Source organism: Singulisphaera sp. GP187, from assembly GCF_900129635.1.
Lineage (GTDB): Bacteria > Planctomycetota > Planctomycetia > Isosphaerales > Isosphaeraceae > Singulisphaera.
Genome location: NZ_FSRB01000001.1, coordinates 273,533 through 299,896 on the forward strand (window position 1 = coordinate 273,533; position 26,364 = coordinate 299,896).

General features: G+C 61.4%; 22 protein-coding genes and 1 tRNA gene. 20 read left to right on the plus strand and 3 right to left on the minus strand.

From position 1 onward, the window contains the following. Nucleotides 1–5 precede the first annotated feature (5 nt). From BUS42_RS01125 to BUS42_RS01170, 9 genes are all read left to right on the plus strand, one after another. Nucleotides 6–239, plus strand: coding sequence for a hypothetical protein (locus BUS42_RS01125; protein ID WP_074304605.1), 234 nt, complete (start codon nt 6–8; stop codon nt 237–239). 40 nt (nt 240–279) lie between these two features. Continuing rightward, nucleotides 280–570, plus strand: a complete 291-nt coding sequence (locus BUS42_RS01130) for a hypothetical protein (RefSeq protein WP_074304606.1) — start codon at nt 280–282, stop codon at nt 568–570. Between the two features lie 69 nt (nt 571–639). Beyond that, a complete protein-coding gene (locus BUS42_RS01135; protein WP_074304607.1) occupies nt 640–1,296 on the plus strand; it encodes a hypothetical protein in 657 nt (218 codons plus the stop codon). Between the two features lie 6 nt (nt 1,297–1,302). Further along, nucleotides 1,303–2,307 carry a hypothetical protein gene (locus BUS42_RS01140; RefSeq protein ID WP_074304608.1) on the plus strand — a complete coding sequence of 335 codons (1,005 nt, stop codon included), beginning with the start codon at nt 1,303–1,305 and terminating at the stop codon, nt 2,305–2,307. A gap of 2 nt (nt 2,308–2,309) precedes the next feature. Continuing rightward, nucleotides 2,310–2,666: a hypothetical protein gene (locus BUS42_RS01145; protein ID WP_074304609.1), complete on the plus strand. Its 357-nt coding sequence runs from the start codon at nt 2,310–2,312 to the stop codon at nt 2,664–2,666. Next, nucleotides 2,663–3,034, plus strand: a complete 372-nt coding sequence (locus BUS42_RS01150) for a hypothetical protein (protein WP_074304610.1) — start codon at nt 2,663–2,665, stop codon at nt 3,032–3,034. Before BUS42_RS01145 ends, BUS42_RS01150 begins: the two co-directional genes overlap by 4 nt. A gap of 402 nt (nt 3,035–3,436) precedes the next feature. After that, a complete protein-coding gene (locus tag BUS42_RS01160) occupies nt 3,437–3,862 on the plus strand; it encodes a BlaI/MecI/CopY family transcriptional regulator (protein ID WP_074304612.1) in 426 nt (141 codons plus the stop codon). Next, nucleotides 3,859–5,193, plus strand: a complete 1,335-nt coding sequence (locus tag BUS42_RS01165; RefSeq protein ID WP_074304613.1) for a M56 family metallopeptidase — start codon at nt 3,859–3,861, stop codon at nt 5,191–5,193. Before BUS42_RS01160 ends, BUS42_RS01165 begins: the two co-directional genes overlap by 4 nt. Before the next feature lie 107 nt (nt 5,194–5,300). Further along, a complete protein-coding gene (locus tag BUS42_RS01170) occupies nt 5,301–7,409 on the plus strand; it encodes a M13 family metallopeptidase (RefSeq protein ID WP_074304614.1) in 2,109 nt (702 codons plus the stop codon). Nucleotides 7,410–7,783: 374 nt separating this feature from the next. Here BUS42_RS01170 and BUS42_RS01175 read toward each other — a convergent pair whose 3' ends face one another. Together BUS42_RS01175 and BUS42_RS01180 are read right to left on the minus strand one after the other, a co-directional pair. Beyond that, nucleotides 7,784–9,874: a hypothetical protein gene (locus BUS42_RS01175; RefSeq protein ID WP_074304615.1), complete on the minus strand. Its 2,091-nt coding sequence runs from the start codon at nt 9,872–9,874 to the stop codon at nt 7,784–7,786. A gap of 25 nt (nt 9,875–9,899) precedes the next feature. Next, entirely contained in the window at nt 9,900–10,388 is a 489-nt protein-coding gene (locus BUS42_RS01180) for a hypothetical protein (RefSeq protein ID WP_074304616.1), read from the minus strand. Between the two features lie 831 nt (nt 10,389–11,219). Between BUS42_RS01180 and BUS42_RS01190 the strand changes: the two genes are divergently transcribed. The 5 genes from BUS42_RS01190 (at nt 11,220) to BUS42_RS43440 (ending at nt 14,961) form a co-directional block, all read left to right on the plus strand. Next, a complete protein-coding gene (locus BUS42_RS01190) occupies nt 11,220–11,489 on the plus strand; it encodes a hypothetical protein (RefSeq protein WP_074304618.1) in 270 nt (89 codons plus the stop codon). Nucleotides 11,490–11,559: 70 nt separating this feature from the next. Beyond that, a complete protein-coding gene (locus BUS42_RS01195; protein WP_074304619.1) occupies nt 11,560–12,561 on the plus strand; it encodes a hypothetical protein in 1,002 nt (333 codons plus the stop codon). A gap of 259 nt (nt 12,562–12,820) precedes the next feature. Then, nucleotides 12,821–13,279 (plus strand): hypothetical protein, encoded by a 459-nt coding sequence (locus BUS42_RS01200; protein ID WP_074304620.1) that lies wholly within the window; start codon nt 12,821–12,823, stop codon nt 13,277–13,279. Between the two features lie 274 nt (nt 13,280–13,553). Further along, entirely contained in the window at nt 13,554–14,501 is a 948-nt protein-coding gene (locus BUS42_RS01205; RefSeq protein WP_074304621.1) for a ParA family protein, read from the plus strand. 398 nt (nt 14,502–14,899) lie between these two features. Further along, nucleotides 14,900–14,961 (plus strand) — tRNA-OTHER (locus BUS42_RS43440). Between the two features lie 47 nt (nt 14,962–15,008). Here the strand turns inward: BUS42_RS43440 and BUS42_RS01210 are convergent. After that, on the minus strand, nt 15,009–16,217 hold the full coding sequence (locus tag BUS42_RS01210; RefSeq protein WP_074304622.1) for an ISAzo13 family transposase: 1,209 nt from the start codon (nt 16,215–16,217) through the stop codon (nt 15,009–15,011). Between the two features lie 131 nt (nt 16,218–16,348). Here BUS42_RS01210 and BUS42_RS01215 point away from each other — a divergent pair, with 131 nt between their 5' ends. The 6 genes from BUS42_RS01215 to BUS42_RS44615 all read left to right on the plus strand — a co-directional run bounded on the left by BUS42_RS01215 (nt 16,349) and on the right by BUS42_RS44615 (nt 25,803). Further along, nucleotides 16,349–17,596: an IS256 family transposase gene (locus BUS42_RS01215; protein ID WP_074304623.1), complete on the plus strand. Its 1,248-nt coding sequence runs from the start codon at nt 16,349–16,351 to the stop codon at nt 17,594–17,596. A 221-nt stretch (nt 17,597–17,817) separates the two neighbouring features. Beyond that, nucleotides 17,818–19,182, plus strand: coding sequence for an IS701 family transposase (locus BUS42_RS01220; protein ID WP_074304624.1), 1,365 nt, complete (start codon nt 17,818–17,820; stop codon nt 19,180–19,182). A gap of 714 nt (nt 19,183–19,896) precedes the next feature. Further along, nucleotides 19,897–21,138 carry a GYF domain-containing protein gene (locus BUS42_RS01225; RefSeq protein ID WP_143206209.1) on the plus strand — a complete coding sequence of 414 codons (1,242 nt, stop codon included), beginning with the start codon at nt 19,897–19,899 and terminating at the stop codon, nt 21,136–21,138. Nucleotides 21,139–21,686: 548 nt separating this feature from the next. Further along, nucleotides 21,687–22,361, plus strand: coding sequence for a vWA domain-containing protein (locus BUS42_RS01230; RefSeq protein ID WP_074304626.1), 675 nt, complete (start codon nt 21,687–21,689; stop codon nt 22,359–22,361). A 12-nt stretch (nt 22,362–22,373) separates the two neighbouring features. Further along, nucleotides 22,374–23,141, plus strand: coding sequence for a PP2C family serine/threonine-protein phosphatase (locus tag BUS42_RS01235; RefSeq protein WP_074304627.1), 768 nt, complete (start codon nt 22,374–22,376; stop codon nt 23,139–23,141). Next, entirely contained in the window at nt 23,107–25,803 is a 2,697-nt protein-coding gene (locus tag BUS42_RS44615) for a hypothetical protein (protein WP_074304628.1), read from the plus strand. The genes BUS42_RS01235 and BUS42_RS44615 overlap by 35 nt, the downstream gene beginning before the upstream one ends. Nucleotides 25,804–26,364: the final 561 nt, after the last annotated feature.

Sequence of the window (26,364 nt, forward strand, 5' to 3'; positions counted from 1 at the left end):
AAAGCATGCCGCTCATGATCGTCCAAGGGATCGCCGTTCAAGGTGATCAAACCCGCCTCGTCATCAGCGAGCCGGGGACTCGCGAGGGCGCCGCCATCACGATTCGTTCACTTTGGTTCGGCCCTGTCCCTGCACGTTTCCAGCTCGGCGATCAGATTGAGCTTGGGGAAACGTCGTCCCTCTGGTTCCCGCGCGGGGTTGCCGGCGACGGCATCCCTCTCGAGCACGTCTCCGAGTGAGTGAGACCTCCACGATCCCAGTAAATTCAAAGGTACACAAATGAGCAAGCCGAAGGAAACAGCAACCATCCCGGTCACGGCCGCGAAACCGATGATCCTCACTGATCACGATCGCACGGCACTGTTGCGCGCCGGGTATGAGCGAGAAGTGGCGCAGAACGAACTCCGGCTCAGGCTGGCTACGATCCAGGCCGCGGAGATGAAGCTGTTCGAGGATCTTGCCTCGCGGTTCGGACTCGATCCCGTGGACATCGGCTCACGCTTCCTCGTCAATCTCAAGACGATGCGACTCGAGCCGATCGATCAGGCAAATACGAACGAACACTCATGATTTTTCACGTCACGATCAACGATGTCGTGACGTGAAAAATCTCCTGTCCATCAATTAAGGCGAAACTCGATGTCCGACACAACCCTTCGTCTCCGCCATCCCACGGGCGCAAATCTCTACGCCCAGATTGAAGGTGGCGGCGGCGTTTGGAATGGCACCGCCTACGTCGCATTCGTTAATGCGGATTGGGCCACCTATGCGACCCTTGTCACGGAGACGCCCGCCGGCAGCGGCCGCTACGTCTGCCAGTTCCCGACCGCCTCACCGCCGGGCAACTACTCGTGGTCGATTTACCTCCGGGCCGGCGGTTCCGCAGCACTGGGCGACGTAGCGATCGGTCAAGGCGACGGCTACTGGGACGGGACCACGTTCGGGGGAACCTCCAAGGTCACGGACGGAATCACGGTCGCCGACCTGCCCAGTCCCGCGCCCAACGGTTACGGCCCCATCGGCACCGGCTCGGTCACGGTGAATCAGGACTATCCGACCGCCGGCAACCTCAGCTACCAAACGGTCGGTGGGCAGGGGATCGGGGGGGCCTTGGTGCGCGCCTACCTCGCATCGGAGTACGCGTCCAACCCGAACGCGGCCACGATCCGGGGGCAGACCCTCACTCTCGACACCGGCGCCTGGGCCAACAACATCGACCTCGACCCGGAAGACTACAAGATCACGTTCAAGGCGGACGGCTATGAACTGCTCGTCATCGACCTCAGTGTGAGCTAAGCGCCCATGCCCGCAGTCCCGACACCGATTACGAACCCCGATCCGGTTGATCTGATCACCGTCCCCGACGCGACCAACGTCCTGTTGGCTGGCGGTGTCACGCTCACCACGGCGCAAGCCGCGATCCTGGGAAACCTGATTACCGCCGCCTCGCGTGAGATCATCCGGTATTGCAGCCGGAAGTTCGGCCTCGCGACCTACACCGAGATCGTGACGCCCGAGGGGGGTCGGCAGGACCGGGGCGAATCCGACTCGGCCAAACTGTCCGCCTTCCCGGTGCAGTCGGTCGCGAGCGTCACGACGGGACGATCGTCCGTTTTGACGGTCACCAACTCCGACCCGGCCACGAACCAGTTTGCGAGCGTCGCGTTCACTCTGACCGGCGACGTCGAGTATCTCGACCTCGCCTACACCGGCCTGAGCCTGAGCCGAACCGCGAGCGGGGTCACGACCAGGACCACGCTCAGCTTCACCTCGTACGTCACGCTGGGAGCTCTGGCCACGGCGATCAACACCCTCGGCGCCGGCTGGAACGCTCGGATTCAGTCGAGCTATGAGTGCTACCCCTCGGCGAGTCTCGTGGGGGTTCGCGAGCCCAAGAACGCCCTCGGCAATGGGGCGGTGCTCGACCTGTTCACGACGTCGGCAACCCGCTACGACATCGACCGTGCCACCGGAATCCTGCGGTGCCACGGCTGGGGAGGAAATGGCTTCGGCGCTGCGTTCGGCGCCCCCTCCGGAGCCTCATGGGAGGGCGCCGGAGGCGATGGCGGAAGTGGGTGCTCGGGTCAGTACCAGGTCACGTATCAGGCCGGGTGGGCCACGATCCCCGAGAACTTGCAGCAGGTTTGCGCGGAGGTCGTCAAGGGGATCTTTGCCCGACTCGATGGCGATCCCTCGCTCAAGAGCGAGACCGCCGACAAGTATTCATGGACGGCCAAGGACGCCATGACGAGCCTCCCGGACTGGGCGACGAGCGTGCTTGGCTACTACAAAGACTGGAGCGTTTAAGTGTGCGTTCCCCTTCCGCTCGCAGCCTTCCGAACCGCGTCGCGCTCTTTCGCTTCTCCCCGACCCAAAACGAGGACGCGGGCGTCGACGCCAACTCCTACGGCGCGGCCTTCGCCACCGACGTTCCCTGCTCGGTCCAGCCCGCCGAACCCGAGCGGTTCCTGGACAACGACACGGCCCGACTGATCCAGAAAACTCGGTGGAACGTTTTGTTCCGCGACAACTATTCCCTCGTCGCCGACGACAAGATCGTCTGGGCCGATGACGTCGGCGTGAACCACCACCTTTTCGTCCACGGCAACGCCGACCAGGCGGGACGGGGGGCAGCCTTCGTGGTCTCCTGCGAGGAACGAACATGAGTTCAGCCCCCGACCTGCCCGCCGCGATGATCGCGTGGCTCCGGGCCAGCCCCAGCGTCGTGGCGGCCTTCGCGGAGAATACGGCATCGCCCACGACCACCAAATTCTGGGCCGACGAGGCGCGACGGGGCGTCGGCTTGCCGTGGGCCGTCTACGAGGAAACCGGCAGCGATCTGATCTACATGACAGCCACCGAAAGTGTCGCCCCGTCGATCGAGACCGGGCCCCGTCCAGGTCTGGTGTCTCACCATCCACGCGTTTGGGGGAGCTCAAGGGGCCGGAGCGGGAGCTACAAGGACGTCGGATCTGCCGGAATCGCCTATTCCAGCGATTGGGCGACGCGGCCGAGGAATTGTGGCGGCCCGTGAGTAGCAATGGAACAGAAAACCGGCGCAACGGCCGCTGCGCCGGCAACGGTTCGAGTGACCGGCCAACAAAGGAGTGGGCGCCGGTCACCTTCGATTTGGAAACCTGCTCGCCGGTCGACACTCGCTTTGGCGAGCCGTAACCAGGACGAGCGGGTGGAGCTTGTCTCCGCCGAGGTCTTCGCACATCTTGTCGGATCGGACGCGGGCGTACGTGTGGGGCCTCGACTCACTCGGGGTCCATCGACCCACCATCTTTCCCTTGCGACGCACGTCGACGCTTTGATCTCGAGCCAAGCGGAGCGGTGGCCTTTCGTGCTCCCCGAGAGCACGGCCTTTGACAACCAAGACAAACAGTCTTATTCTGTCTAAGACAAACAGTCTTGGATCGAGTGGAGCGACGCGATGGGTCGACGCGATGAGGTTGTGGCCGACGCCGAGCTGGCTGTCCTCGAGGCGCTGTGGAAAGCGGGGCCGCTCACCGTCCGTCAGCTTGCCAACGCCCTGTACGACCCCGGAAGCGGTGCGCAGTGCGCCACGGTGCAGAAGCTCCTGGATCGGCTCGAGGCCAAGGAGTGCATCGGCTGCGATCGCGCCGTGAGGCCCCATCTCTACCGCGCCACAATCGACCGGGAAGAGCTCATCGCGCGCCGGCTCCGTGCCACGGCCGACCGACTCTGCGGGGGATCGTTGGTTCCGCTGCTCACTAACCTCGTTCGCGCGAGTTACCTCAATGCCCGCGAGCGGCGCGAGGTCCGTGCGCTCCTGGACGAGCTCGATCGGAAGGGCAAGGCCAAGAGTAGCGAAACCGAGAGGAGGGGCCGGGCATGAGATGGCTACTCGAGATCGCCCTGACGAATGCCGTGATGGCCACGGCGATCGGCGTCGTTGCCGGGGTCGTGGGCGGGGTTTGCCGGCGCCCAGCCCTGAGCCATTGCCTCTGGCTCCTGGTCCTGCTCAAGCTCATCACACCGCCGCTGCTATTATTCCCGATGCCGCCCGCGACCCCGCCATCCATCGGGCTCGGAGCGGGGGCAGCTCCGAGCGATCCGTCGTCCCGCGAGCGACTCGGCCTCACCGGCCGAACCCGCGACAGTCGCCCGTCGGCCGCGACACCCGGTGATCGCTCCGGGGGTAGAGGTCGACAGCCGCGGGAGAGCCGGGATTACCCCGCACCCGTGGCGGCGGAACCGGCGGCCGTCGCCTCCTGGGTGACCTGGGTCGCGTCGGTCTGGCTGACGGGTTCGGTCTTCTGGTTCGTCATGGCGGCGCTTCGGATCCGGCGCTTCCGGCGCTTCCTTCGACATGCGCTGCCGGCGCCTCCGGAATTGCAGGGGCGTGCCCAGGAGTTATCCGGCCGTCTGGGTGTGAGCCTATGCCCGAGGGTCTATGTCACCCCGTTGCCCATCTCGCCCTCGCTGTGGGGCATCCGCCGGGCGGTGCGCTTGGTCTTGCCGGCCGATCTGCTCCGATGCCTGGAGCCCGAGGAGCGAGACACGCTCCTCGCTCATGAGCTGGCCCACCTTCGGCGACACGACAACTGGGTCCGCTTACTGGAGCTGACGGCGATCGGCCTCTTCTGGTGGCACCCCGTGGTGTGGTGGGCACGCCGCGAGATCGGCCGCGCCGAGGAGTACTGCTGCGACTCCTGGGTCGTGTGGTTGCTGCCCGAGGCGGCACTGGCGTATGCCAAGGCGTTGTTGAAGACAGTCGAGTTCTTGTCGGAGGCTCGTCCGATTCTCATCCCGGCAACCGGCGGCGCGGGGCGACTGCCCGTCCTCAAGAGCCGAGTGGCGATGATCCTCGACGAGCCGAGATGCCATCGGCTCTCCCGGCCGGGCCGCGCCGCGGCTCTCCTGATCGGCCTGTTCTTTCTGCTCGTCGCCCCCGGGTGCCCGGCGACGCCAGGCGGCGACGCGCTGCCATGGGACAAGGAGACGGCTTTCCGCTTGGCCATCGACCCGACCGGCGCGCACGTCGAGAGAACCAAAGGGGCTCGCCTCAAGCGGACAACCGCCGGATTCTCCGTGAGTGTACCGATCCCTGTGCCCATAAGCGTGCCCGTCCACAGGCCCGTGAGTTCACCGACCCCTGTGCCCGTAAGCGTGCCGATCCGTAGGCCCGTAGGTTCTCCGGTCCAAGCTGAGGCGGCCCGCCACTGATGGCAAGTCGCGAGTTCCGATTGCCGCTTTCCGCCGTCCGGGTATTGGGTGCCCGAGACGTTGCGCGATGAAACTCTGTCACGATTTTCACCACGTGAGGATCTCCAATGAAAGCCTCTCTTCTGGGCTGCGCGTGCGTTATGCTCATGGCCAGTCAGGTCGAACGCCCCAGCTCGGCGCAGGACAGTGCCCCCGATCCGTCGGGCCGCCCCGCCACGGAAGCCGTGACCGTCCACAAGCCAGCTTTCGGCAACTGGGGCGTCGCGATACAGCATCTCAGCCGGAGCGTTCGTCCCGGCGACGACTTCTTCACCTACGTCAATGAAGGGTGGATCAAGTCCACGAAGGTGCCGCCGGATTCCTGGGACTTCGGCGGCTTCGACGAACTGATTCGGAAGAACGAACCGCGTATCCATTCCCTCATTCGCGAAGCCCGCAAGGCTGCTGCCCCCCCGGGCGATCCGAGACAGCAGATCGGCGACCTGTACGCCGCCTTTCTCGATACGGCCCGTATCGAGGAACTGGGACTTTCGCCGATCCAAGCCGAGCTGAACCGGATCCTGGCGATTCGGACCCACGAAGAGGCGGGCCGCTGGATGGCCGATCCCCGCTCAAGCTCCCTTGTGATGATCAACGTCTACCCAGATGCCGGCCATACGACGCGTTGGCTGCTTCATCTCGACCAGGTCAATCCTGGGCAAGACCTGCTCGGCCTGCCCAGGGACTTTTACGAGCGCATGGACGGCCCCATCCCCGGCCATCGTGCCGCCTACGTGGCCTACGTCGCGGAGACCCTGCAACGCGCGGGGATCGACAATCCGGCGAGACGCGCCTCGGACATCCTGGCCCTGGAGACGAAGCTCGCCGCTCGGCAGTGGAACCTGGAGCAACTCCGCGATCGAAAGGCCAATTACCACTTGATGACTCGCGGAGAATTGGCGGCCTATGCTCCGGCCTTCCCCTGGGACGCTTTCCTCGCCGCCAGGCAGGTCGGCGATGTCAAGGAAGTCGTGTTGGGGACCGATACAGCCGTCAAGGCACAGGCGGAGATCTTCGGCGCGACCCCGGTGGATGTGTGGTCGTCTTACCTCGCGTTTCACTGGATTCGGAATCAGGTCGACCTTCTGCCTTCCGCGTTTCAGACGGCGAGCTTCGACTTCTACGAACGGCGTCTGAGGGGTGCCAAGGATCAGCGACCGCGCGAGCTTCGGGCCCTCCAGTTCGTCAACAGCAGTCTCGGCGAGCTGGTCGGCAAGCTCTATGTCGAGCGCTATTTCCCCCAGGAGAGCCTGGCGAGGGCCTCGGAGTTATTCGACTATCTCCGCCGAGCCTTCGCCGAACGGTTGGCCGAGGTGGACTGGATGGACGACAAGACCCGCGCCGAGGCGCAGGCCAAACTCGCGGCGTTCCGATTCAAGATCGGCTATCCGAAAGTTTGGCGAGACTATTCGACCATCTCCATCAAGCGGGATGATCTCGTCGGCAGCGCCCGACGCATTCGCGAAGCCGACTGGTCCCGTCAACGTTCACGACTGAGCCAGCGGGATCGCAACTTGGACTCGTCATGGTACCAGACCCCCCAGACGATAGACGCCAGCTTCAGCGTGTTGCTGAATGCCATCGAGCTGCCGGCGGCACTTCTCCAGCCTTCGTTCTTCGATCCGTATGCCGACCCCGCGGTCAATTTCGGCTCGATCGGCGCGATCATCGGGCACGAGATGGGCCACGGATTTGACGACCAGGGGGCGCTCTTCGACGGCCAGGGTCGTATGCGCAACTGGTGGACGGATTACTCCAGCAAGCATTTCAAGGACCGCACCGCTGCGCTTGTCGGGCAATACAGTGCGTTCGCTCCGATCGAAGGGCTCCATCTGAACGGCAAACAGACCCTGGGCGAGAACATCAGTGACCTCACGGGCGTGTCGATCGCCTACCGCGCCTATCGGCTCTACCTGCGCGATCATCACGGCGGCTCGGCGCCGGTGCTCGACGGCTTGTCCGGCGACCAGCGGTTCTTTCTCTCCTGGGGTCAGACATGGCGCTATATCGCGCCCGAAGATGCTATACGTTATATTATTAAAACTGGATATCGTCCTCCGGCAAAGTATCGAGTGAACAGCGTGGTGCGGAACATCGACGCCTGGTACGATGCCTTTGGCGTCACCCTGGATCAAGGACTTTACCTGCCCCCGGAGGCGCGCGTGAGGCTCTGGTGATGCGGCCCGAGATCCAATCGATAATTGTTATAAACGCAAGCGCAATCACAAATAACATGTCGATTAGGTTGGCCGTTCTCCCGGGTAGGGTCGGCCAGATATCGGAAGGCTGTTCGTCGGCTGACTCCCAAGGCCGCGGCGATCTCCGGCACCGTGAGGCTGCGGCCTCGAAGTTCCCGAGCACGACGCGGCAGAATCTGGTCATTGGAGGCGATGCGCGGCGCATCACCACAGCTCGATCGCCGGCCCTCGGCGACCACTGCAGCCGAGACCGGACTTCTCCCCGGTGAGTCGAATGGGCAACTTTGGTCGGCTCAGGGCGCTCCAGGCCACCAGCCTGGAATCAGTCTCTCACACGTTGACGTTGACACTGCCTACGGACGCGGCCCGAGCTGACGCGGCGCGGCTGCGGCAATTGGCGGTGGCGGGCCCATGCGGGCGTTATTCTCCTTGACCAGTCGGTTGTTCTCTTCGAGGGCTTTGGCCAGGCGATCCATGACTGGCGTAATGTTTGCCGAGAGGTTACCCCCCTTCTGGGAGATGAGCTGATCTACCAGGTTGAAATTTTCCTCCATGAAGTCGCCTCCGGCTCGATAGGACTTGTGCCGGGCATCGGTGAGTTGCTCCTCGCTTACCCCCACATCGAGCGCACGCTGTCTCTGGATCCGGCCGGCGATCCCCTGCAAACGCGTCGTTCGGCCGTATTGGACTGGATCAGAGAATTCGCCTGACAGGTAACCCGCAATCCGGTCGCCGATCGACGCGCCAGGTGAATTCTCGCTCATCTGGAACTCGGGACTGGCGGCGGCCTCTCGCATGTAAGCGGCCATTCGTTCGCCACGGATACCTCGGGTTTGCTCGGCCGCCTTGTTCAGCGCATCGCCCACTGCGGCCCGGCCCTCCGGTGAGGCGAGAAATCGCTGGTTAGCCGGTTCGGCGTTTGCTCCCGCCTCACGCGCAGCTTTGAATCGCTCTTTCAACTGGTCGTAGACCTGTTCCACTTCGAGCAGCGCTCGGCGTTCGGCCTGATTGCCGAACTTATTTTCCTTCAAATAAGTGTCGAGATTTCGTCCTTGGCCACGTGCGTTGCGCAGGTCGGGGACAATTTTGTCGAGCAAGGTCTCCAGGTTGTCATTTTCCTCGACTTTGAGCCCCCGGAGATAATTCCCTCGCGTCCCACTGTCACCGATGCCACCCCTGAGTGCTCGCGAGAGCTGCTCCGCTCTGGTTCCGGCCCGGCCAGGACCACCGGAAAGCGAGGTGACGCCGATTAGCGCGGCTTGCTCAGGCAGGCTACCGACGATTCCCCCCTGGCTGACCATTGCTCCGGCCGATGCCAGGAGTTGCTTGGTGAGTGGCGTGTCATCGCCCCGACCTTCCATGAGCGCGATGCGGATCGCCTCGAGTTGCGAGAGGCCGGCCGCCGCCGAATCGACCTTGCCAAACTGTCCGAGCAACCCCGCAAGTTCGCCGCGCGTCGAGGCGCTCCCTCCCTGTCGCGCAGCCATGATCCCCGCTTGCTTCATCAGGTCGGCTTCGACTTGGGGCGTGATGTTTCCCTTCTGGCGGGCAATGGGCACCGAACCGAGGTACTGGCGGGTGAACTCGGTGGCGTCGAATTCCCCCAAACCGGTCTCCGCCCGAAACCGAAACGACTCGAGCAATTCCTTGTTGGTCGTTCTTTCTGCACCCTTCAGCACGCTCTCGGTGAGAAGGTTTCGCCGATTGGCGAAGCTTGCCTCCGCTGCCCGTTCGGCGTCGGCGTGGATCTTGTCGTAGGTCTCATGGAGGACACGTAGGCCAGCCAGGGCGGCCGTCGAGGCCACGGCAACCCCACTCATCAGGATCCGCTCGTTCCGGGCCGCGGTGGCCGCTGCGGCCCGTTCTGAGGCCCGCTGTACCTGGGCCTGGTACGCCACACGCTTGCGGTACTCGTCCCGGAGATATCGATCCTCGATCGCCGAGAGCTGGCGGTTGGTCCGCTCCTTTTGAGCCACCTGGCGCCGCTCATAGACTCCCCGCCTGGTATAGTCGCGCTGGGCGAACCGATCCTCGATGGCCGAGAGTTGGTCGGCCTGCGCCGTGGCTTGTCGCGCTGCCGCCGAGGCCGCGTTATCGGCCATCTGCTGTTTGCGTGCCTCGTAGCGAACCCTTCGATCGTAATCTGCCTTGAGGTAGCGATCCTCCGCTGAGTTCGCGCCTCCTCCTCCTCCGCCCCGTCGACCACCTGACCCACTTCCTCCCCCCACACCGCCGCCCACTGGCATTCGGTTGGCGGCGTTGGCCATCGCGGTTGCAGCATGGTTGGCCGCGGTTGCGGCGCGGTTGTAGGCGGCCTCCATCGCGGTGCCTGCCCGCTTGGCTGCGGCTTCGGCATTCTCGAGGATGCGCACCACCCGCTTGCCCGCATCCACAGCGCGGGAACTGTCGATGTGGAAGGCAAGGTCATAGCGTTTGCGTGCCATGTGTCGTCTCCATGGGTGATCCGATTCAGTTGGCCAGGGGTTCGATCTGCCGATAGTCCTCAGCGGATTGGTAAGGCATCGTGGCCTGGACAGCCGCCAGCAATTCGAAAGGACGGTTCACCGCGGCGGTGGCGACCCTGGACATCAAGTCGAGCATCTCTTGCGGCGTGTTGGCTTCGCGAGGCATCAGGCGCATGTGCGCCTCGTATTGAGAGAGATGATAGTTCCCCTGCAACTGGATAATCGCCACCGGAAGCACGTGCTGAATGTAGTGATCGGCATGGTCACCTTGGAAACCTACTCTCGCCAACATGAGACGATCGAAGAGCTCATCGACCTCGGCCATTCCGCCCAGCCTCCAGCGCGGGAGCAGGGTCGTCCCCAACTCGCCCGCGACCGCTTCAACGACGACCCGGGGGGTGCGGAAGGTCCAGATCTGGCCGTCACTGAGTAGGCACGGCTCGCCGTCGCGAAAGGTCGGCAATCGCAGGGCATGTTCGTGGAGGGTCGTCATGGATGTTGCCCTTAGTTTGATGGTTTGGGGATGAACCTCAGGACGGACTGCGCTCGCCATCGCGGAAGTCTCAATCTGGGGTGAGGGCCGGCTGAATCTCGTTGCCAAACAGGGCTGATAGGAGTCGTTTTTCGGCATCCTTCTCTGAGGACCGCTGAGACCCCTTCGCTCATCGGCTAACGTGCGTCCTCAAAGAGGGGCTCTCGATTTGTGTTCGTCGGTACATTACGTATCCATGCATGCGTCGTTGGACGCGACCGAAGAAAAAGCGGCCAGTAGCGACCACTTTTCCTTGGCTGTCAACTCATCGCTTAGGAGGAGGACGGAACCCCTTTCGTTCAGCCTGCTCAGTCAGGGATTGATCGATCGTATCCGCCATGCTCAGGCGACAGTGTTCTGCAAACTCCTCGAGCCATGTCTTCCACTCAGGAGTCCCCTTCAGGCCGATAACGGTCTCACGTCTGAGAGGCGTTTTCGGGCGACCGGGCTTTCGTTTCTTCTCTGCCATCGGTGCCACCACCAGCACTGTTAGGCCCTCCCGGTCAATTAGCTCACGGCTCAGGACTCTTCCAGGTGACTAACTACATCCTAGGCGAGTATTCCTAAAAGGTAAACCCGGTATGTCCTGATTGTACGAGATAATTGTCCAGGGAACAGGCCTCAGAATGAATTTCGGTAAATACCGAGTAGGCATCTTGATTTCGATGTTTCCCGGGTATATACTCTAATTGTCGGTCGGGGAGTGACCCTGGCTGAAATGAAATAGGCCGGAACGGTGCTGGTAACACCGGTCCGGCCCGAAGGAAACCCTGGATCTAGCAGGAGTCTCCCATGCCCATCCTAACTGCGACCGCTCCCCGAGTCATCCGCTCTTTTGCCCGCCAACTTCCCCCGGTGCGAGAACCCCGCCGCACGGCCAAGCCCGTCGCCCACTTCGGTGCTGGCATCCTGGCCACCCGCCCCACCTACTCGGTCCCCTTCGCCCTCTCCGACGAGGCTTGGTACGTCGAGCAGCTGGCCGCCGCCGAGGATCGGCGCTACGACGAGATGGAGGCCGAGGCTATCGGCCTGGCCCGGGTCGACATGGGATTGTGCTTCTGACCTGATCGGGGCGGGGAGTGTATCCCCGTCCCTCTCTTCCGCCACACGCTGAAAGATGAGGACCCCGATCATGGCCACCGCAACCCTGACCCTCGAGTCGACCAACATCCTCAAGCCGTCCGCCGAAGAGTGGGCGGACGCCAAGGCCGCGTTCGCCCCGGCGACGATCGAGGAGCCGGGGGGGGAGGTTTTGCAGACCTCTGCCGCCGAGCCGGTCGCCTGCTGTGCTCCGGCCGAGGAGATTCCTTGCATCGCCTGCAGCGCGGCCGACGTCGAGTCGCCTGGTGTGGTCATAATGACTACACCGGCCATCGAGACCCCCGGGCGCTCGACCCCAATCGGCCAGCGAACCCTCCCGACGATCAACGGCGCTGGTCTGACCCAGGACGAGTTCTTCCGGGTGAACGGCTACGGGAACCGCGCTCGATCCGCCTACGCCGCGGGGATGCCGGACGTCGATTCCATCGAGCTCGACCGGGTCGAGCGTAAGGCTAGAGAGGATGGACTGCGGGCCGTCCTTCGCGACCGCCTCGCCGCAAGCACAGTCACGACGGCCGCGGTTGACCAGGTCGAAGAGCCTTGTTGCGACCACGATGAGCCGGCCCCCTGTACGGCCTGCGTCGACGGGACGGACGAGCCCGCTGCATTGCCCACCGGTGCTGACGAACACATGACCGCCGACGAATTGGCTGACCTGGCCGAGCTCAATGCGATGAACCCGGCCGGGGCTGTGGAGGCCGAGCTGGACCGGTTCCCTGCGTTCGCAGGATGGGGTGATTGGACCACGGGATTCTACTGGACACCTACCCCGACCGCTGAGCCTGAGCCGCGGGTTACGCTGGCCGAGTTGATCGACGTCGAGGCGGAGCGTCTTCGGGCTCACGGCCTGGACGCTTACGACCTGATGGCCGGCGCCTTGGCCGAACTGGCGCGGGTCGTTCGGGTCGTTTCGGCCGCCCGCCCGGACCAGGTCTGGGAGCGCGTCAGTGTGCTCGATCGCGACTTCACCGAGCATGCCGCCGCGTGGGAGCTGTCGGAGCCGGAGATGACACCCGGCGGCCGCATCGTCTGATCCGCCGAAGGAGCTCCACAACGTGGAGATCCTTCTCCGCCTGAGGGTGCTCACACTGTGAGCACCCCTCCTTGGCGACAAACACAGGAGGTACGCAGAAAGCGCGTACCCTTCGACCGAGGGAATACGGCAACCCTTCCGGTAGGGGTTGTCCCCTGAATAACTCGAGGGACTCCGTTAATCGGTGACCCCAGCAGCCTTCCGCATTGCCCTCGTTTTGATCCGCATCCCCGTCATACATCCATCCGGAGATCGTCCGATGTCCAAGCCACGCACCGCATCCGCCGCCACTTTCGCACCCCCCTTGAGCCACCGCACGCTCCTCAGGGCAACCAGCACGATTGCCGCGATCGGAGGAATTGCCACGAGCCACCCGGCGGCTTCTCCCCGGCGGAATGCCCAACGCTCTCGTCTGGTCAGTGCAGTAAATCGTTATCACGCCGCCGCCGTCGATTTCAGCAGCGCACAGCCTTGCAGTGACGATGATTTCGACGCTGTCACCAAGGAATTCTTCGCGGCCAGGAGCGCAGTCGTCAACGCCGTTCGCACGGTCCAGGGCCGACCGAAGCCCTCGCCACTCGGATCGCTCGTTGAGGAGACCGCACCGCAAGCCGTTGTCGTCCAGGGGATGCTCGTCGTCGTTATCGAGACAACGGAGCAGGAAGATGGGCCGACGGTCCACCTGGTCCCTCTGACTGAAATCGCGGACGTGGTCTGAGGGTTCTCTCTCGGAAGATCTTTGACAATTCGGATTCAGATAAAAATTCGATCGGGCCGGGTCTTTTCTCGGGCCGGCTCGATCGGATTAGCCTGAAATCAGGCGGCAGGGCAGGGCAAATAGCATAATCGGAAATCGAGATTGAATTTGGATTTAAGATTAGAATTTATAAACTGGTTGATTGTTCACCTGCATTGACTTGTTCGATCTTCCTAATTAAGACTCGTCTCCGGTGTGTAGGAACGGAAGAAAGTGTCACCGGGGGACATTCGACGTGAGTGCGCAAATCATCGCGTTCGTGAATGCGAAGGGCGGCGTCGGGAGGACCACGCTTGTAATCCACTGTGCCGGCTACCTGGCGGCGGCCGGCCTCAGACCTCTCGTGGTTGACAACGATTCCAGATGCAATCTCACCCAGATCATGGTGACCAAGGATGATCTGAGAACAATCAAACGCTCAGACATCGGGTTAGTGTACGAACGTCGGCCCGGTCCGCCTCCGGGGCGGATAGTTCGCAAAACCCGCTTCAACAATCTTTTCCTGATACCAGCGACTCCCAACCTCTCCACTCACGATCACCGGGGCAGTCTTCTGGGCGAATACCCAAACCAAGGGCTCCGCAAGTTCCTGCAACACGTCAAACCCCAGTTCGATCTGATCTTGATTGATTGCACCGCCTGGAATGGTCCTCTGACCGAGGCGGCGTTGGTTGCCGCAGATGCAGTGATCATCCCGGTTCAGGCTGGCGTCGTTGGGACTATGGGCTTGCAGGAGACACTGGAGTTTGTGGAAGTGGTGAGGTCACGATTCAATCCGGGGCTTCGGCTCTGCGGGATCGTCGTTACGATGCGCGACGCTCGGTCGAAGGAAATGCCCAAGCACGAGGCCCAATTGCGATCGGCCCACGGCGACGCGGTATTCCCGGCCGCAATCCCCTCCCTCTCCGCCTTTGCGAAGGAGCCCATCGTTGGACGCAACGGAAGACTGAAGTTCGACACAAATATTCTTCGAGATCCACGCCCCGAAATGGAGGTGTTTACAAACGAGGTCTTGTCACGCATGGGGTCGCCGAAACGGATTTTCGGCGGGAAGGCCTCGACCATCACCGACGACGCGGCTGATGGAGGGCCGAGCGGAACGACAGAGGCTTTATCCATCGAGAAGCCTCTATTGGGCGAGGACGATTTCGACTCCAATGCCGGATGTTGGCAACTCGGTTAAGGGGCTGGATGGTGGTTCGAACTCCGCGACCGGGACGGTCGACCGTCTCCAAACCGGGAAATCGTCCCGGCAACCGTCTCCAAATTGCACGTGACGCAAATACTTGCTGCCATGGCTGTTTCGTCGAAGCTGATCGGGCACGGGGACGGACGAGACGGTTGAGACGGTCGCAACTCTTCTTTTTCTGAGGGGGATCCACTTCGATCGCACCGGTCGGGCCCTTGACCTTCTCTGACGGGCCTTGGGGCAAAATTGACGCCGTGGTCGCCATACCGTCTTGTTACCGTTTTGCGCTCGATTACCGCTGTTTTCTGCCGGTTTTTGTACAGGTTTATTGGGGCTTGCAATGATCGGGTGATTCGCGTAAAACCTTGATGACACCAAGGTTCCGGTAAAAACGGCTGGGTACTTGAGCACCCTCACACGGTGGAAGTCGCTGGTTCGAATCCAGCGCCGCCCATTTCGCGATAAGCCCTTGGGAACTAAGGGTCCGTAAAACAATAATCGTTACACTTTAGTGGTTTTGTGCTTGATCGTGTAGTTCCACTCCCCATGGAAATGGTGAGGATGCAGGTCCACGGTTGCCAGTTCTCTATCAGTGACCTTCACCTTGGTTGGATAAAATTCGCTATCTAAGTCTGCCCGCACTCGCAGTCCCGTTTCTGTAGTCGTCGCTCCGATCAGATTGACAACGACTTGGTAACTCTCCAAGGGACGGCCCCGCCAATTTTTCGTAATCTCTGAAAACAATCTATGTTCAATCTTGTTCCACTTGCTGGTGCCTGGCGGATAATGGCAGACCGTCATGTCCAATCCCGCCTCGTTCGCCCAACGCTGCAATTCCAGTTTCCAGAGCCGGAGACGATAGCCATTGCTGCCTCCACTATCAGCACAGATCAATAGACCGCCCGCCTTGGGATAAAGAGGGTGGCCCATTTCTCTCCACCACCGGCGAATACTCTCCACGGCAAAACTGGCCGTGTCATGAGAACAACCAACTGTCACCCACCCCACATTGCATTGCTGATCGTAGACACCACGAGGCACTGCCTTGGGAATATCCGGATCGGGAAAATCATGCACGTTCACCTCAACAGGTTGCCCTTCCGGCTGCCATTCCTGCCCGAATTTCCCGTAGTTTCCGATCAGTTCCTTCTTCTTGGTGTCGACCGAGATGACCGGCCAGCCTCGGCTCAAGAATGACTTGCTCTGGCATTGGATGTAGCGAAACTGAGCATCTCGATCGGGATTTTGCTTTCCTTCTTTGGTCTTGGCGTTACCTTGCAAACTATAGTGCAGGTCATGCAACAATTGGGCGACCGTCATATGACTGATGGGATGTCCCTGAGCCGTCAGTTGGCTGGCTAACTGGCGGGTACTCTTACAGGTCCACCGCAATGGAGACATGGGATCGCCCCGAGTATCGGGGTCGATCAAAGCTTCCAAGGATTGGACCAAGAGGGGGTCATGCTGGACCAATGGCTTCCGTCCGGCTCCCGAGTGCCGTACCCGCTCAACGGGGAGGGGATGTTGAGAAAGGCTCTCAATGGCCCGATAGATAGTCGGGCGAGAAAACCCAGTAACACGAGAGACGAGGGCAATACCTCCACGCCCTAATCGTTGGCCATCAAAGGCAGCGATCAAGTGTTGCTGTCGCTCATTGAGATGCGGAAACAGTACGGCGTATTTCCGCTCAAGTTCTTCGGTATTACTCATCCTGGCATCATAGCTTCTTCTACATGAGGTATTGTCGAAAGTCGTGGATGGAGGAAATGAAAAGGGCGGCGTACCCTTGGTGAAGTCTCACCCACACCAAACTTGCCAACAAGGCAAAGGAGTACGCCACCGTGAGTCAGTCTACCTCCGAGATCCGGATCTTGCCATTGGCCGGAAGCCATGATGTCCTGACCGAAGTCCTTCGCAACGGAGCCCGTGAGATGCTCGCCAGGGCCATCGAGGCCGAGGTCGCCGCCTGGATCGACGACCACGCTCATCTCAAGGACGAGGCCGGACGTCGCCAGGTCGTCCGCAACGGCTCCCACCCCGAGCGGACCATCCTCACCGGCTTGGGACCGATCGACGTCAAGCAACCCCGAGTCCAGGACCGACGACCCCCTGAATCCCGAGAGACGTTCACTCCGGCAGTCCTGCCGCCCTACCTCCGGCGGACCAAGAGCCTGGACGAGTTGATCCCCTGGCTCTACCTCAAAGGCATCAGCACCGGCGACTTCCCCGAGGCTCTCAAGGCAATCCTCGGCCCGGACGCCCCGGGACTGTCGGCGAACACCGTGACGAGGCTCAAGTCGGCCTGGGAGGAGGAACATCGAACCTGGAGTCAGCGGTCCTTGAAGGGGAAGCAGTACGTTTATGTCTGGGCCGATGGCGTGCACTTCAACATCCGCTTGGAGGAAGGGCGGCAGTGCATCCTGGTGCTGATGGGGGCGACCGCCGACGGCAAGAAGGAGCTGATTGCCATCGCCGACGGCTATCGGGAGAGCGAGCAATCCTGGAAGGAGTTGCTACTGGACTGCAAGGCCCGTGGCCTGGAAGTCGAGCCTCACCTGGCAATCGGCGACGGTGCCTTGGGCTTCTGGAAGGCGATGCGTCAGGTGTGGGACACGACGAAGGAGCAGCGTTGCTGGGTGCACAAGACGGCGAACGTGCTGGACAAGTTGCCCAAGGGGAGCCAGGCGAAGGCCAAGGGGATGCTCCACGAGATCGACTTGGCGGAGAGCCGCGAGAAGGCGGTGAAGGCGTTTGACCTGTTCGTGAAGACGTACGAGGCGAAGTACCCGAAGGCGACGGAGTGCCTGTCAAAGGATCGAGATGTGCTGCTGACGTTCTACGACTTCCCGGCGGAGCAGTGGCTGCACATCCGGACGACGAACCCGATCGAGTCGACGTTCTCGACGGTGCGTCTGAGGCACAACAAGACGAAGGGGAGCGGGAGTCGGACGGCGTGCCTGACGATGGTCTACAAGCTGATGGAGAGTGCATCAAAGAGTTGGCGATCGTTGAATGGATCGGAGCTTTTGAGGGAGGTGATCGCTGGGGTCATCTTCGAGGACGGAGTGAAGAAAACCACCGCCGCCTGAAATTCTCCATCCACGAAGATTGACAATACCTCCTTCTGCATCAACTGTAACGATTAATTTTTTACGGGTCCTAAGTTCAAGTTTCGCACTTTTCCCAAATGTCAAATTCCGACTTGTAGATTCAATAGGGCTCCAAAAAAAACGTCGGCGTCTCTGTCAGTTTTTGGCAAATTGTTTGGGCCTTACACCGAACAATTTCCCCTGACACAGGACGCCGACCCATGGAACTTACACCCTCCTTCCTCCTCTTGCTACAGCAATTCACACCCGTCTTCACCAATCCCTCCTTCCACACCTTCACCTTGATCGCCTCCGGCTGGATCCTCTCGAATCGCCACCGCTATATTACCGAACTCATCTTCTCCAGCGGCCAGGTTGGCATCGGACATTGGTCACGCTTCCATCGCTTCTTCAGCCATGCCGCTTGGGACCTCGATCACTTCTCGATGTCCCTGGCCAAGCTTGTCGTCTCCATCCTCGCACCGGGCGCCACTTTTTACTGGGCCGTCGACGACACCCTCTGCCGAAAACGCGGACTCACCCTCTACGGCGCCGGCATGCACTACGACCCACTCATCTCCAGTCGAGCCAAAGCTCTCGTCAGTTGGGGACACGACTGGGTCGTCCTCTGCCTGATCGTCGTCCACCCGTTCTGGGCACCGACCAAAGTCTTTGCCTTGCCCATCGCCATGCGGCTCTATGTCAACCGCCAAGGCTTAACCAAGGGCAAAAAGAACCAGAAAAAGAAAAAGGCAAAGCCCGATCCCAATCATCGCACCCGCCCCGAACTCGCGATGGAATTGATCCACTTGGCGGCGGACTGGTTCCCCGACGACGAGATCGTCATCACCGGCGACAGCGCCTATGGGGGCCAGAGCATCCTCGGCCAACTTCCGCCCACGGTCCATCTCATTAGCCATGTCCATCCCAAGGGGGCCCTCTATGAGCCAGCGCCTCCCAAGGAGGAGAAATCCAAAGGGGCGCCCCGCAAGAAAGGCCAGCGCCTCCCCGGCATGAAGGAGTGGGCCGAGGATGCGAATCAACCCTGGACCCCACACGACTTTGACCAGTTCGGGCTCCATGCCAGCTTGGCGGTCAAGACGATCCAGGCCCTCTACTACAAGGCCGGCAAGGACCGACTCCTGACGATCGTCTTGGTGCGTGACCTCCAGGGGAAACGTCCCGATCAGATGTTCTACTGCACCAAGCTCGATTGGACCGTCCCGCAGATTCTCTCGGCCTACTCGTACCGTTGGGCAATCGAATGTACTTTTGAAAATACCAAGCAACTTCTCGGCCTCGAGGATCCCGCCAATCGCCTCCCCAAGGCCATCGAGCGAACCGCGCCGATGGCGTTGTTTCTCTACAGCTTGGTGGTGGTTTGGTTCCACCAGACCGGTCATCGATTTCTTCGTTTTCCGGTCCGCCCGTGGTATCCGAAGAAGCAAGAGGCCTCGTTTGCCGACCTGCTGACGACCTTGAGGCGGGTCAGCTATGAGGAGAAAACCGAGGGAGCGCTATCCAACCGGTATGACCTAAAAGCCTGGATTGCGCAGCTCACCGAGTTTCTCAGCCGCGCGGGCTGAGCCGACATCGGCCGGAGATTTCGGCCCTCACTCGCACTTGATCAAGGGGTCGCCGGGGTCGATAACAGGCCTCGGGCCGCTCCCGATCCGTCCCTGTTTATGCGAAACTTGAACTAAGGTTCTCAAGGGCTTTCTGCTGCGCGGCACTGGCGAGCCAAAAATGTGCAGTAACAGTGCAATTGCACTAATTGCGAATTGCGGCTGAACGCAAATTAGCGGTTGAGTGGCGGCTCCGAGCGAACAATGGAACGACCTGCCACAGCGTTTGATCGTGCAGAGTACAGCTAAAGGGTGGTGGGTACTCTTGGCGTACGGCATTGGGTGAAGGCCAGACGGACCTGCCTTCTTCTGATTCTGTTCAAGAATTTGAGCCAACCGACGTGCGACTAATTGGCCTCCGAGGCACGGTTCTATCGGGAGCTCGAACGTCTGAGGACGATGACAACATCGTTTTCGATCGCCTCACGACGTTGGACCTGGAGGAAAACGAGAAGCCTGGCTGTTTCATTGATTGAAAATATCAAAAATCATAATGTTTCATGTTGTTGCTCTGAATTTATTGAAAATCCAGCATATCCCCAATAGTTTTCGGCCACCTGCCCGTTGACTACGCCTGCTCCCGTGAGCCTTGCCACGAACGGTTTCGTGCGTGAAGATGGTAAATTCGTGATTCTCGATCGAGAACCGTCGCCGTCCTCACGATGACGTCGAGGCATGTGGGTAACTATGCAGTATTATGTTCGCGACGCTAAGGGAAGGGTCGCCGGGCCGTTCAGCGTCGATGCCCTAAAGCAAGCCGCCCGAGACGGCAGAATCCTGCCCTCCTGGCACATAAGCTCGACCCAGCAGAAATGGACCCTCGCCGCGAAGGTGCCGGACCTCTTCTCTACCGTCGACAAGACGCTTGCTGCCGAAGTGTCGCGGGTCAATCGGTATCGGGACCTGACCCGGAACGAGCAGATCGCGCTGTTCGTCGACAAGTTTGTGTTTAACAACGAACATTTCAAGGACTCGATGCCCTGGCTCCAGAACGCTCGGGCCTGGTGGGCCAGGCTGACGCTGCCCAGCAAGGGGTTCGTCATCGCCGAGATCAGCCCCACCGGCATCAAGCACGTCCGCTACGATTTTGAGCGTGAGCAGGCTGCCGATGTCGGCGAGGACGAGTTCGAGCGAGATCTCAGAGCGGGCATCCGGCAATCGAACTGGTTCGCCGGCTTCGCGTTCGTCGTGGCGCTGATCTGGGGCGGCTGGACCATCGTGGATCTCGTCGGGCAGTTCAGCCTGACCTTCGGCACACTAAAATTCGCCCTCTTCCTGACCCTCTTGGTCCTAGGCTACATCTACAAGACGAAGCGGACCAAGGTCTTCATCGGGTACGTCCTCGCGCCCGAGGCTGAGGCAAAGCTGAATCAGATCCTGAGTGCGTTCGCCACCCTGAGCCGCTGCAGCGGCGTCTGGGCATTCCAGGTGCAGGCCAATGCGAACGACAAGCAGTGGAAATACAACGCGGGCGGACTGTTCTCGGTCGCCAAGCTCCCGATCGCGATCTTCAACCGCCCGATCCCAAACCTCGAGACGAACATTGATGTCTGCGGCGTAGCGTACCGCCAATTGGCGATCTATTTCCTTCCCGAGAAACTCCTGGTCATTGACGGGACACAGATCCGGCACGTGCCCTACAGCCAGGTGGGGATTGCCCAGACCCACCTGGAATACGTCGAGACCCAGGGACACGTATTTCCCGATTCAATGATCCTCGAGCGCCGTTGGAAGTACATTAACCGCGACGGATCGCCGGACCGGCGGTTCAAGTCGAACTTCCAGGTGCCGCTGGTTCGTTGTGGCATCTTGACACTTGATGTGGCCGATTTGCCGATGAGCCTGCTGACGACCGACCCCAACGCACCTGGCTCGTTCTGCCAGACGCTGCCGAAGCTGGACCGCATGACGCGCTGAGGTGAATTGTGGATAGTTCTCCGTACATAATCGGAGCCGATCCGCGATTCGCTTCATCTTGTCGGCACACAGGGTAGTGAAAAATGCCTGAAGGAGACAGTTCTGGATAGCGATTATCGAAAGCGTTGTCTGGAAATGCCGCTTTGTTCTTGTGTTTAAGCCGTGTGACGAATGCACACGAATTCAAAAACGCAAATGTGGCGAAGGCACCTGGATTGATAGAAGGGTGAGCGAAGCCATCTCATCTTCGAGGTGGTAGAGGGCCAGGCACGGCTGCACGAGCGCGGAAGCTTGGTCCCTTCCCTATAACGAACGCTTCGGGCCGATGCTGGAATTACAGAAGCCCGGTCCATCTTTCAGGGGGCAAGAAGGCAGCGTAGCCGGCCCGTACGACGGCCCCCCATGAGATACCGACGGCAGAGCCGGGACGCCCAAGGCCAATCTGCGAGAGGTTGTCCGCAAGGCTCTTGGGCTCTGACGTACGTCACTGTATGCTTGTGTGCTATCTAACCTCGTCGTCGAGGAAGCCCCAGGCAGGTGCCCTCTCAATGAGCGATCAAATTGAATATGCCGGTTTCGAGGCGAGCGAATTCGCCGAGAATCCCGAGCCCCGTGTCCCGTGCGTGTTGCTCCTCGACGTGTCCGGCTCGATGTCGGGCCAGCCGATAGCCGAGCTAAACGAAGGCCTGGTGACACTAAAGGACACGCTGTCCGCCGACTCACTCGCCAGCAAGCGGGCCGAGCTCGCGATCGTTACATTCGGCGGCTCGGTCAACGTGATCCAGGACTTCGTCACTGCCGAGAGCTTCCAGCCGCCGCAACTGCACGCGTCGGGCGGCACGCCGATGGGACAGGCGATCGGCACCGGCCTCGACATGATCGTCCAGCGGAAGGACATCTACCGGTCGAATGGCATTTCCTACTACCGCCCCTGGATCTTCCTCATCACCGACGGCGGCCCGGACTCGAATGACCCGTGGCAGTCAGCCGCCGAGCGGGTAAAGCAGGGCGAGGCGTCCAAGTCGTTCGCCTTCTTCACGGTCGGGGTCGAGGGCGCGAACATCAACATCCTGGCCCAGATTGCCACGCGGGCACCGGTCAAGCTGAAGGGCCTGAACTTCCGCGATCTCTTTCTCTGGCTCTCGCAATCGATGCAGGCGGTTTCCCAATCCTCGCCTGGGGACAAGGTCTCGCTCCCGCCCGCTGGTTGGGCCGAAATCTGACCGGGGGCTGCCATGTGGAAGCTGGTTCACGGCTCCGTGCGGGGCACGTCTCACGCCCAGTCTGGGCAGCCTTGCCAGGATTATTGCGCAGGCACCGTCGTCGGCACGACCGCGGTGGCCGCCTGCGCCGACGGGGCGGGTAGCGCCGAGCGCTCGCACCTGGGTTCTCGGGTGGCGGTCGAACGATTCATGGAAGAAGCGGCGCGATGCTCTCTCGAATCCGCCCCGACGCGCGAGACGATCGCATCCTGGGTGGATGCCGCGCGCGGACGAGTCCTTGAGGAGGCCGAGGAACTGGGGATGACGCCACGCCAGCTCGCCTGCACGTTTCTCGGCGCGATCGTCGGCGAGACCTGGGCCGCCTTCGTTCAGATTGGTGACGGGGTCATCGTCTTCGGCGGCGAGGCCGGGTATGAGCTCGCCTTCTGGCCGGACAACGGCGAATACGCGAACACCACCCGGTTCCTGACCGACGACGATTACCGTCAAAATCTCCGCATCGAGTTCGTCGAACGCTCGATTACCGAGCTAGCCGTCCTCACCGACGGCCTACAGATGCTCGCCCTGGACTTCGGCCAGGCGAAGGTCCACGACCGCTTCTTCACGCCTCTGTTCAAGACGGTACGAAACGGCCCGGACGAGGGAATTCTCCGGACCTCGTTGCTGGAATTCATGGACTCGAAGCGAGTAAACGACCGGACTGACGACGACAAAACACTCCTACTCGCCACGCGAAACGCCCCCGATGTCTCGCCAAGCCTATCCGACGCAACTACGTGACCATCTAGGGAACGAAGTCCGGCTTCCACCCAAGCCCTTCGCGGTCGGCGGGGAAGGTGCGGTCTTCGACGTCTTGGGCAAGCCCGACCTGGTCGCCAAGCTCTACACCAAGCCCCAGAGCAAGGAACGCTGCGACAAGCTTCGGGCGATGGCCAAATTGTGCAGTCCCGACCTGCTCAAGATCGCGGCCTGGCCCACCACCACCCTGAACGCGGACAACTCGGCGGGCGTCGACGGGATCCTGATGCCCAAGGTGATGGGCTACCTGGAAATCCACCACCTCTACAGCGTCGCCCAGCGCAAGAAGGACTTCCCGGAGGCGGACTGGGGGTTCCTGCTTCACACCGCCCGTAACTGCGCCATCGCCTTCGAGGCAGTCCACGAGCACGGGCACGTGGTCGGGGACGTCAACCAAAAGAACGTGATGGTGTCCAAGAAGGGCATCGTCGCGTTCGTTGACTGCGACTCGTTCCAGGTCGCCGAGGGATCGCGCATCTTCCGCTGCGGGGTCGGCGTCCCGGAATACACCCCACCCGAGCTACACGGCAAGAATTTCGCGAGCCTCGACCGGGCGGCGAACCACGACATGTTCGGCCTGGCCGTGCTGGTCTTCCACCTGCTGATGATGGGCCGTCATCCCTTCTCCGGCGTGCCCCTGGTGAAGGCAGACATCCCGATAGAGAAGGCGATCCAGGAGGGCTATTATGCCTACACCCGGAGCACGGCCACGGCCCGGCTCAAGCCGCCGCCGCACGTCCCACCGGTGACGATGCTCGACCCGACGGTGCTCGGCCTATTCGAACGGGCCTTCGGCTCGATGCGCCGCCCCACCGCGACCGAATGGCGCACCGCGTTGGACGCGTCCGTTAAGCAACTCGCCCGATGCAAGAACGACCCCAAGCATTCCTACATGGCAACCGCGGGGAGATGCCCATGGTGCGAGCTGATCGCCGCGGCGAGGCTAATGTTCTTCCTGCCGGGCCAAGGCGCCGCCGCGACTCCATTCAGGCCCGAGGACATCCAGAAGCTCATCCATAAGCTGGCCGGGATGCGGATTGCGTTCGCACCCTACACGCGACCCAAGCCCAAGCCGACGCTGCCTGTCCAGGTTGTGCTTCCCCAAGGGCTGCGCTCCGTCAAGAAGCCGTCGCTCTTGACCCATCCGGCTCCGCCCGCACCGGTGCAGAAGCCCGTGCTCGCGCCCGTGCCTCCGCCCCCGTCGCTGATGCCGATGCCGCCGCTCAAGCCGCTTCCCGCTCGGCCGCCAATCGCTCACTCGCCCGCACTTAAGCCCCACCCTTCGGCCCCTGTCGAGCCCCCACGCCCTAATTTTAACCCCGTTCCCCTGCCTCCGGTCTACCCTCCATTACCGACGCTCGGGCCGCCGGATCCGTTCCTCCCGAGGTTATGCATCGTTGGGATGGTAGGAGGCTTCTGCCTCGTCTTCGTCGCCATACCGGTGGGCATTGGCACGATCACTGCGTTCACCGTCTGGTGGGGCCTCATGTTCGTCACCGAGAACCAGCGGCGGGAAATCTCCCGCAAGTCCCTGCAGGCGGCCCATGAGTTCGAGTGCAACCGCATGGACGAGGCGTACGCGGAGCTGTGCCAGCCGATCGAGGAAGCAAATAAGCGGAGACTAGACGCCTGGAAAGCCGCGAACGCGGCCAAGGCTGCGGAGCACTCTCGCCTATGCAGGGCGGTAGACGAGGAAAATCGCCGAAGGCTAGCACCATGGGAGGCAGCAAGAGCCGCAATCGAGGCGGAGCATGAACGGGCGCATGGCGAGATCGATCAGGCAAACCGCCGCGTCCTCGCGGCATGGGAAGCAGAAAATGTCTCCCGCCAGGCGGGCTACGACCGAGCGCGCAGGGAGGTCGAATCCGCCAACCAGCGACTGATCGAAGCTTGGGAAGCGTTGAAATCCGCCCGCCAGGCCGAGCACAGCCGGGACTGCAGGGAGGTCGACGCGGCGAATCGCCGCCTGATCGCCGAGTGGGAAACCGCCAACTCGCCTTGGATCGCGGAGGAAAAACGATGGCGTGACCGATCAGCCGAGTCGGAAGCCGAGTTAAGGAGGCTGGAGGCCGAGTTCAACGCCCAGCGCTCGGCGAGCCTGGTGAGGTTCCAGCAGCGGAAGGACGGGGCCAACGGCATCGTGGCGAGCCACAACAGTGCCATGCAGGATTACGCCAAGGAACTCAAGCAGGCCGAGATGGACTCCAAGAAGATCCAGATGGAAGAGCACCTTGACAAGTCCTTGATACGCCTGGCGAAGCTCAAGGGCATCACCAACGATCGCATTCTCTCTCTGGAATCCTTCGGGATCGAGACGGCCAAGGATGTCCCGATACTGACCAACCAAAAGGTGCCGGGAATCGGGGCGGTCTTGAGTGGTCGGTTATTTGCATGGCGGGATACTCTGGCATCGTCGTTCGTGCCCAAGCAGACGCTGCCGGAATTGGAGAAGAATCGAATCGCCAGCCGCTATACACCAGTACTACTACCGCTGGGCCAATCGATCCAGGGGGCGATCCAAGATCTGGAGTCCATTGCTGGGTCGCACCGGACCCGAGAGGGCGAACTACTCAAGTCCATCGGGACTGCCGTTCAGAACGCCGCTTTTGCCGAGGCCCATGTCAACGCGATGAAGTTGTCGTGATCTGGATCGAGTCCTTGTTCACCGCCTCACCCGATGCGTCCTCTCTCCGGTGATCTCCGCCACCATCCGATTCATGTCGATAGAATCCGCTTGAGATTCCCTTGTGTACGAAGCCGGATCGTCGTCTTTGGAATCCGGATGGCGGTGCAATTCGGAAGTCGAACTCGGACAAATGACGTTACTAATCGAGCTAGAGTACCCCCCCTCATGTGGAGGGCCGACCGCTTAAAGTCCGTCATTCTGAGCCGATGACAGAAAACGAGCTGCGACCCGATGTCCTCGTCCGCCAAACCTCCGAGAGGGAGTCGAGGGGCGTCTCGTCCCAGGGGCCAAGACTCGACGCTTCTTTTCTTGATTTCCTCCTTGCGGCGTCTCGAACGGAACGGTCCGCGATCGCTCTGGAGGTCGACGAGCGGCCGGCCGCAGCCGGTTCTGATTTTTACGAATTTTAACAGAGGGAGGGGGCTTGCCCGTTTATAATCGGCCCGAGTGGTAATGGAGCCAAGACCGCTTCGCGCAGGACGCGTCGAGATTCAACGCCGAGTGGGTGTCCGATGCGGC

What these genes read in the sequence shown, in the direction of transcription:
- BUS42_RS01125 (WP_074304605.1), top strand. Translation starts at nt 6, where the DNA reads ATGCCGCTCATGATCGTCCAAGGGATCGCCGTTCAAGGTGATCAAACC.
- BUS42_RS01130 (WP_074304606.1), top strand. Translation starts at nt 280, where the DNA reads ATGAGCAAGCCGAAGGAAACAGCAACCATCCCGGTCACGGCCGCGAAA.
- BUS42_RS01135 (WP_074304607.1), top strand. Translation starts at nt 640, where the DNA reads ATGTCCGACACAACCCTTCGTCTCCGCCATCCCACGGGCGCAAATCTC.
- BUS42_RS01140 (WP_074304608.1), top strand. Translation starts at nt 1,303, where the DNA reads ATGCCCGCAGTCCCGACACCGATTACGAACCCCGATCCGGTTGATCTG.
- BUS42_RS01150 (WP_074304610.1), top strand. Translation starts at nt 2,663, where the DNA reads ATGAGTTCAGCCCCCGACCTGCCCGCCGCGATGATCGCGTGGCTCCGG.
- BUS42_RS01160 (WP_074304612.1), top strand. Translation starts at nt 3,437, where the DNA reads ATGGGTCGACGCGATGAGGTTGTGGCCGACGCCGAGCTGGCTGTCCTC.
- BUS42_RS01165 (WP_074304613.1), top strand. Translation starts at nt 3,859, where the DNA reads ATGAGATGGCTACTCGAGATCGCCCTGACGAATGCCGTGATGGCCACG.
- BUS42_RS01170 (WP_074304614.1), top strand. Translation starts at nt 5,301, where the DNA reads ATGAAAGCCTCTCTTCTGGGCTGCGCGTGCGTTATGCTCATGGCCAGT.
- BUS42_RS01175 (WP_074304615.1), bottom strand. Translation starts at nt 9,874, where the DNA reads ATGGCACGCAAACGCTATGACCTTGCCTTCCACATCGACAGTTCCCGC.
- BUS42_RS01180 (WP_074304616.1), bottom strand. Translation starts at nt 10,388, where the DNA reads ATGACGACCCTCCACGAACATGCCCTGCGATTGCCGACCTTTCGCGAC.
- BUS42_RS01190 (WP_074304618.1), top strand. Translation starts at nt 11,220, where the DNA reads ATGCCCATCCTAACTGCGACCGCTCCCCGAGTCATCCGCTCTTTTGCC.
- BUS42_RS01195 (WP_074304619.1), top strand. Translation starts at nt 11,560, where the DNA reads ATGGCCACCGCAACCCTGACCCTCGAGTCGACCAACATCCTCAAGCCG.
- BUS42_RS01200 (WP_074304620.1), top strand. Translation starts at nt 12,821, where the DNA reads ATGTCCAAGCCACGCACCGCATCCGCCGCCACTTTCGCACCCCCCTTG.
- BUS42_RS01210 (WP_074304622.1), bottom strand. Translation starts at nt 16,217, where the DNA reads ATGAGTAATACCGAAGAACTTGAGCGGAAATACGCCGTACTGTTTCCG.
- BUS42_RS01220 (WP_074304624.1), top strand. Translation starts at nt 17,818, where the DNA reads ATGGAACTTACACCCTCCTTCCTCCTCTTGCTACAGCAATTCACACCC.
- BUS42_RS01225 (WP_143206209.1), top strand. Translation starts at nt 19,897, where the DNA reads ATGTGGGTAACTATGCAGTATTATGTTCGCGACGCTAAGGGAAGGGTC.
- BUS42_RS01230 (WP_074304626.1), top strand. Translation starts at nt 21,687, where the DNA reads ATGAGCGATCAAATTGAATATGCCGGTTTCGAGGCGAGCGAATTCGCC.
- BUS42_RS01235 (WP_074304627.1), top strand. Translation starts at nt 22,374, where the DNA reads ATGTGGAAGCTGGTTCACGGCTCCGTGCGGGGCACGTCTCACGCCCAG.
- BUS42_RS44615 (WP_074304628.1), top strand. Translation starts at nt 23,107, where the DNA reads ATGTCTCGCCAAGCCTATCCGACGCAACTACGTGACCATCTAGGGAAC.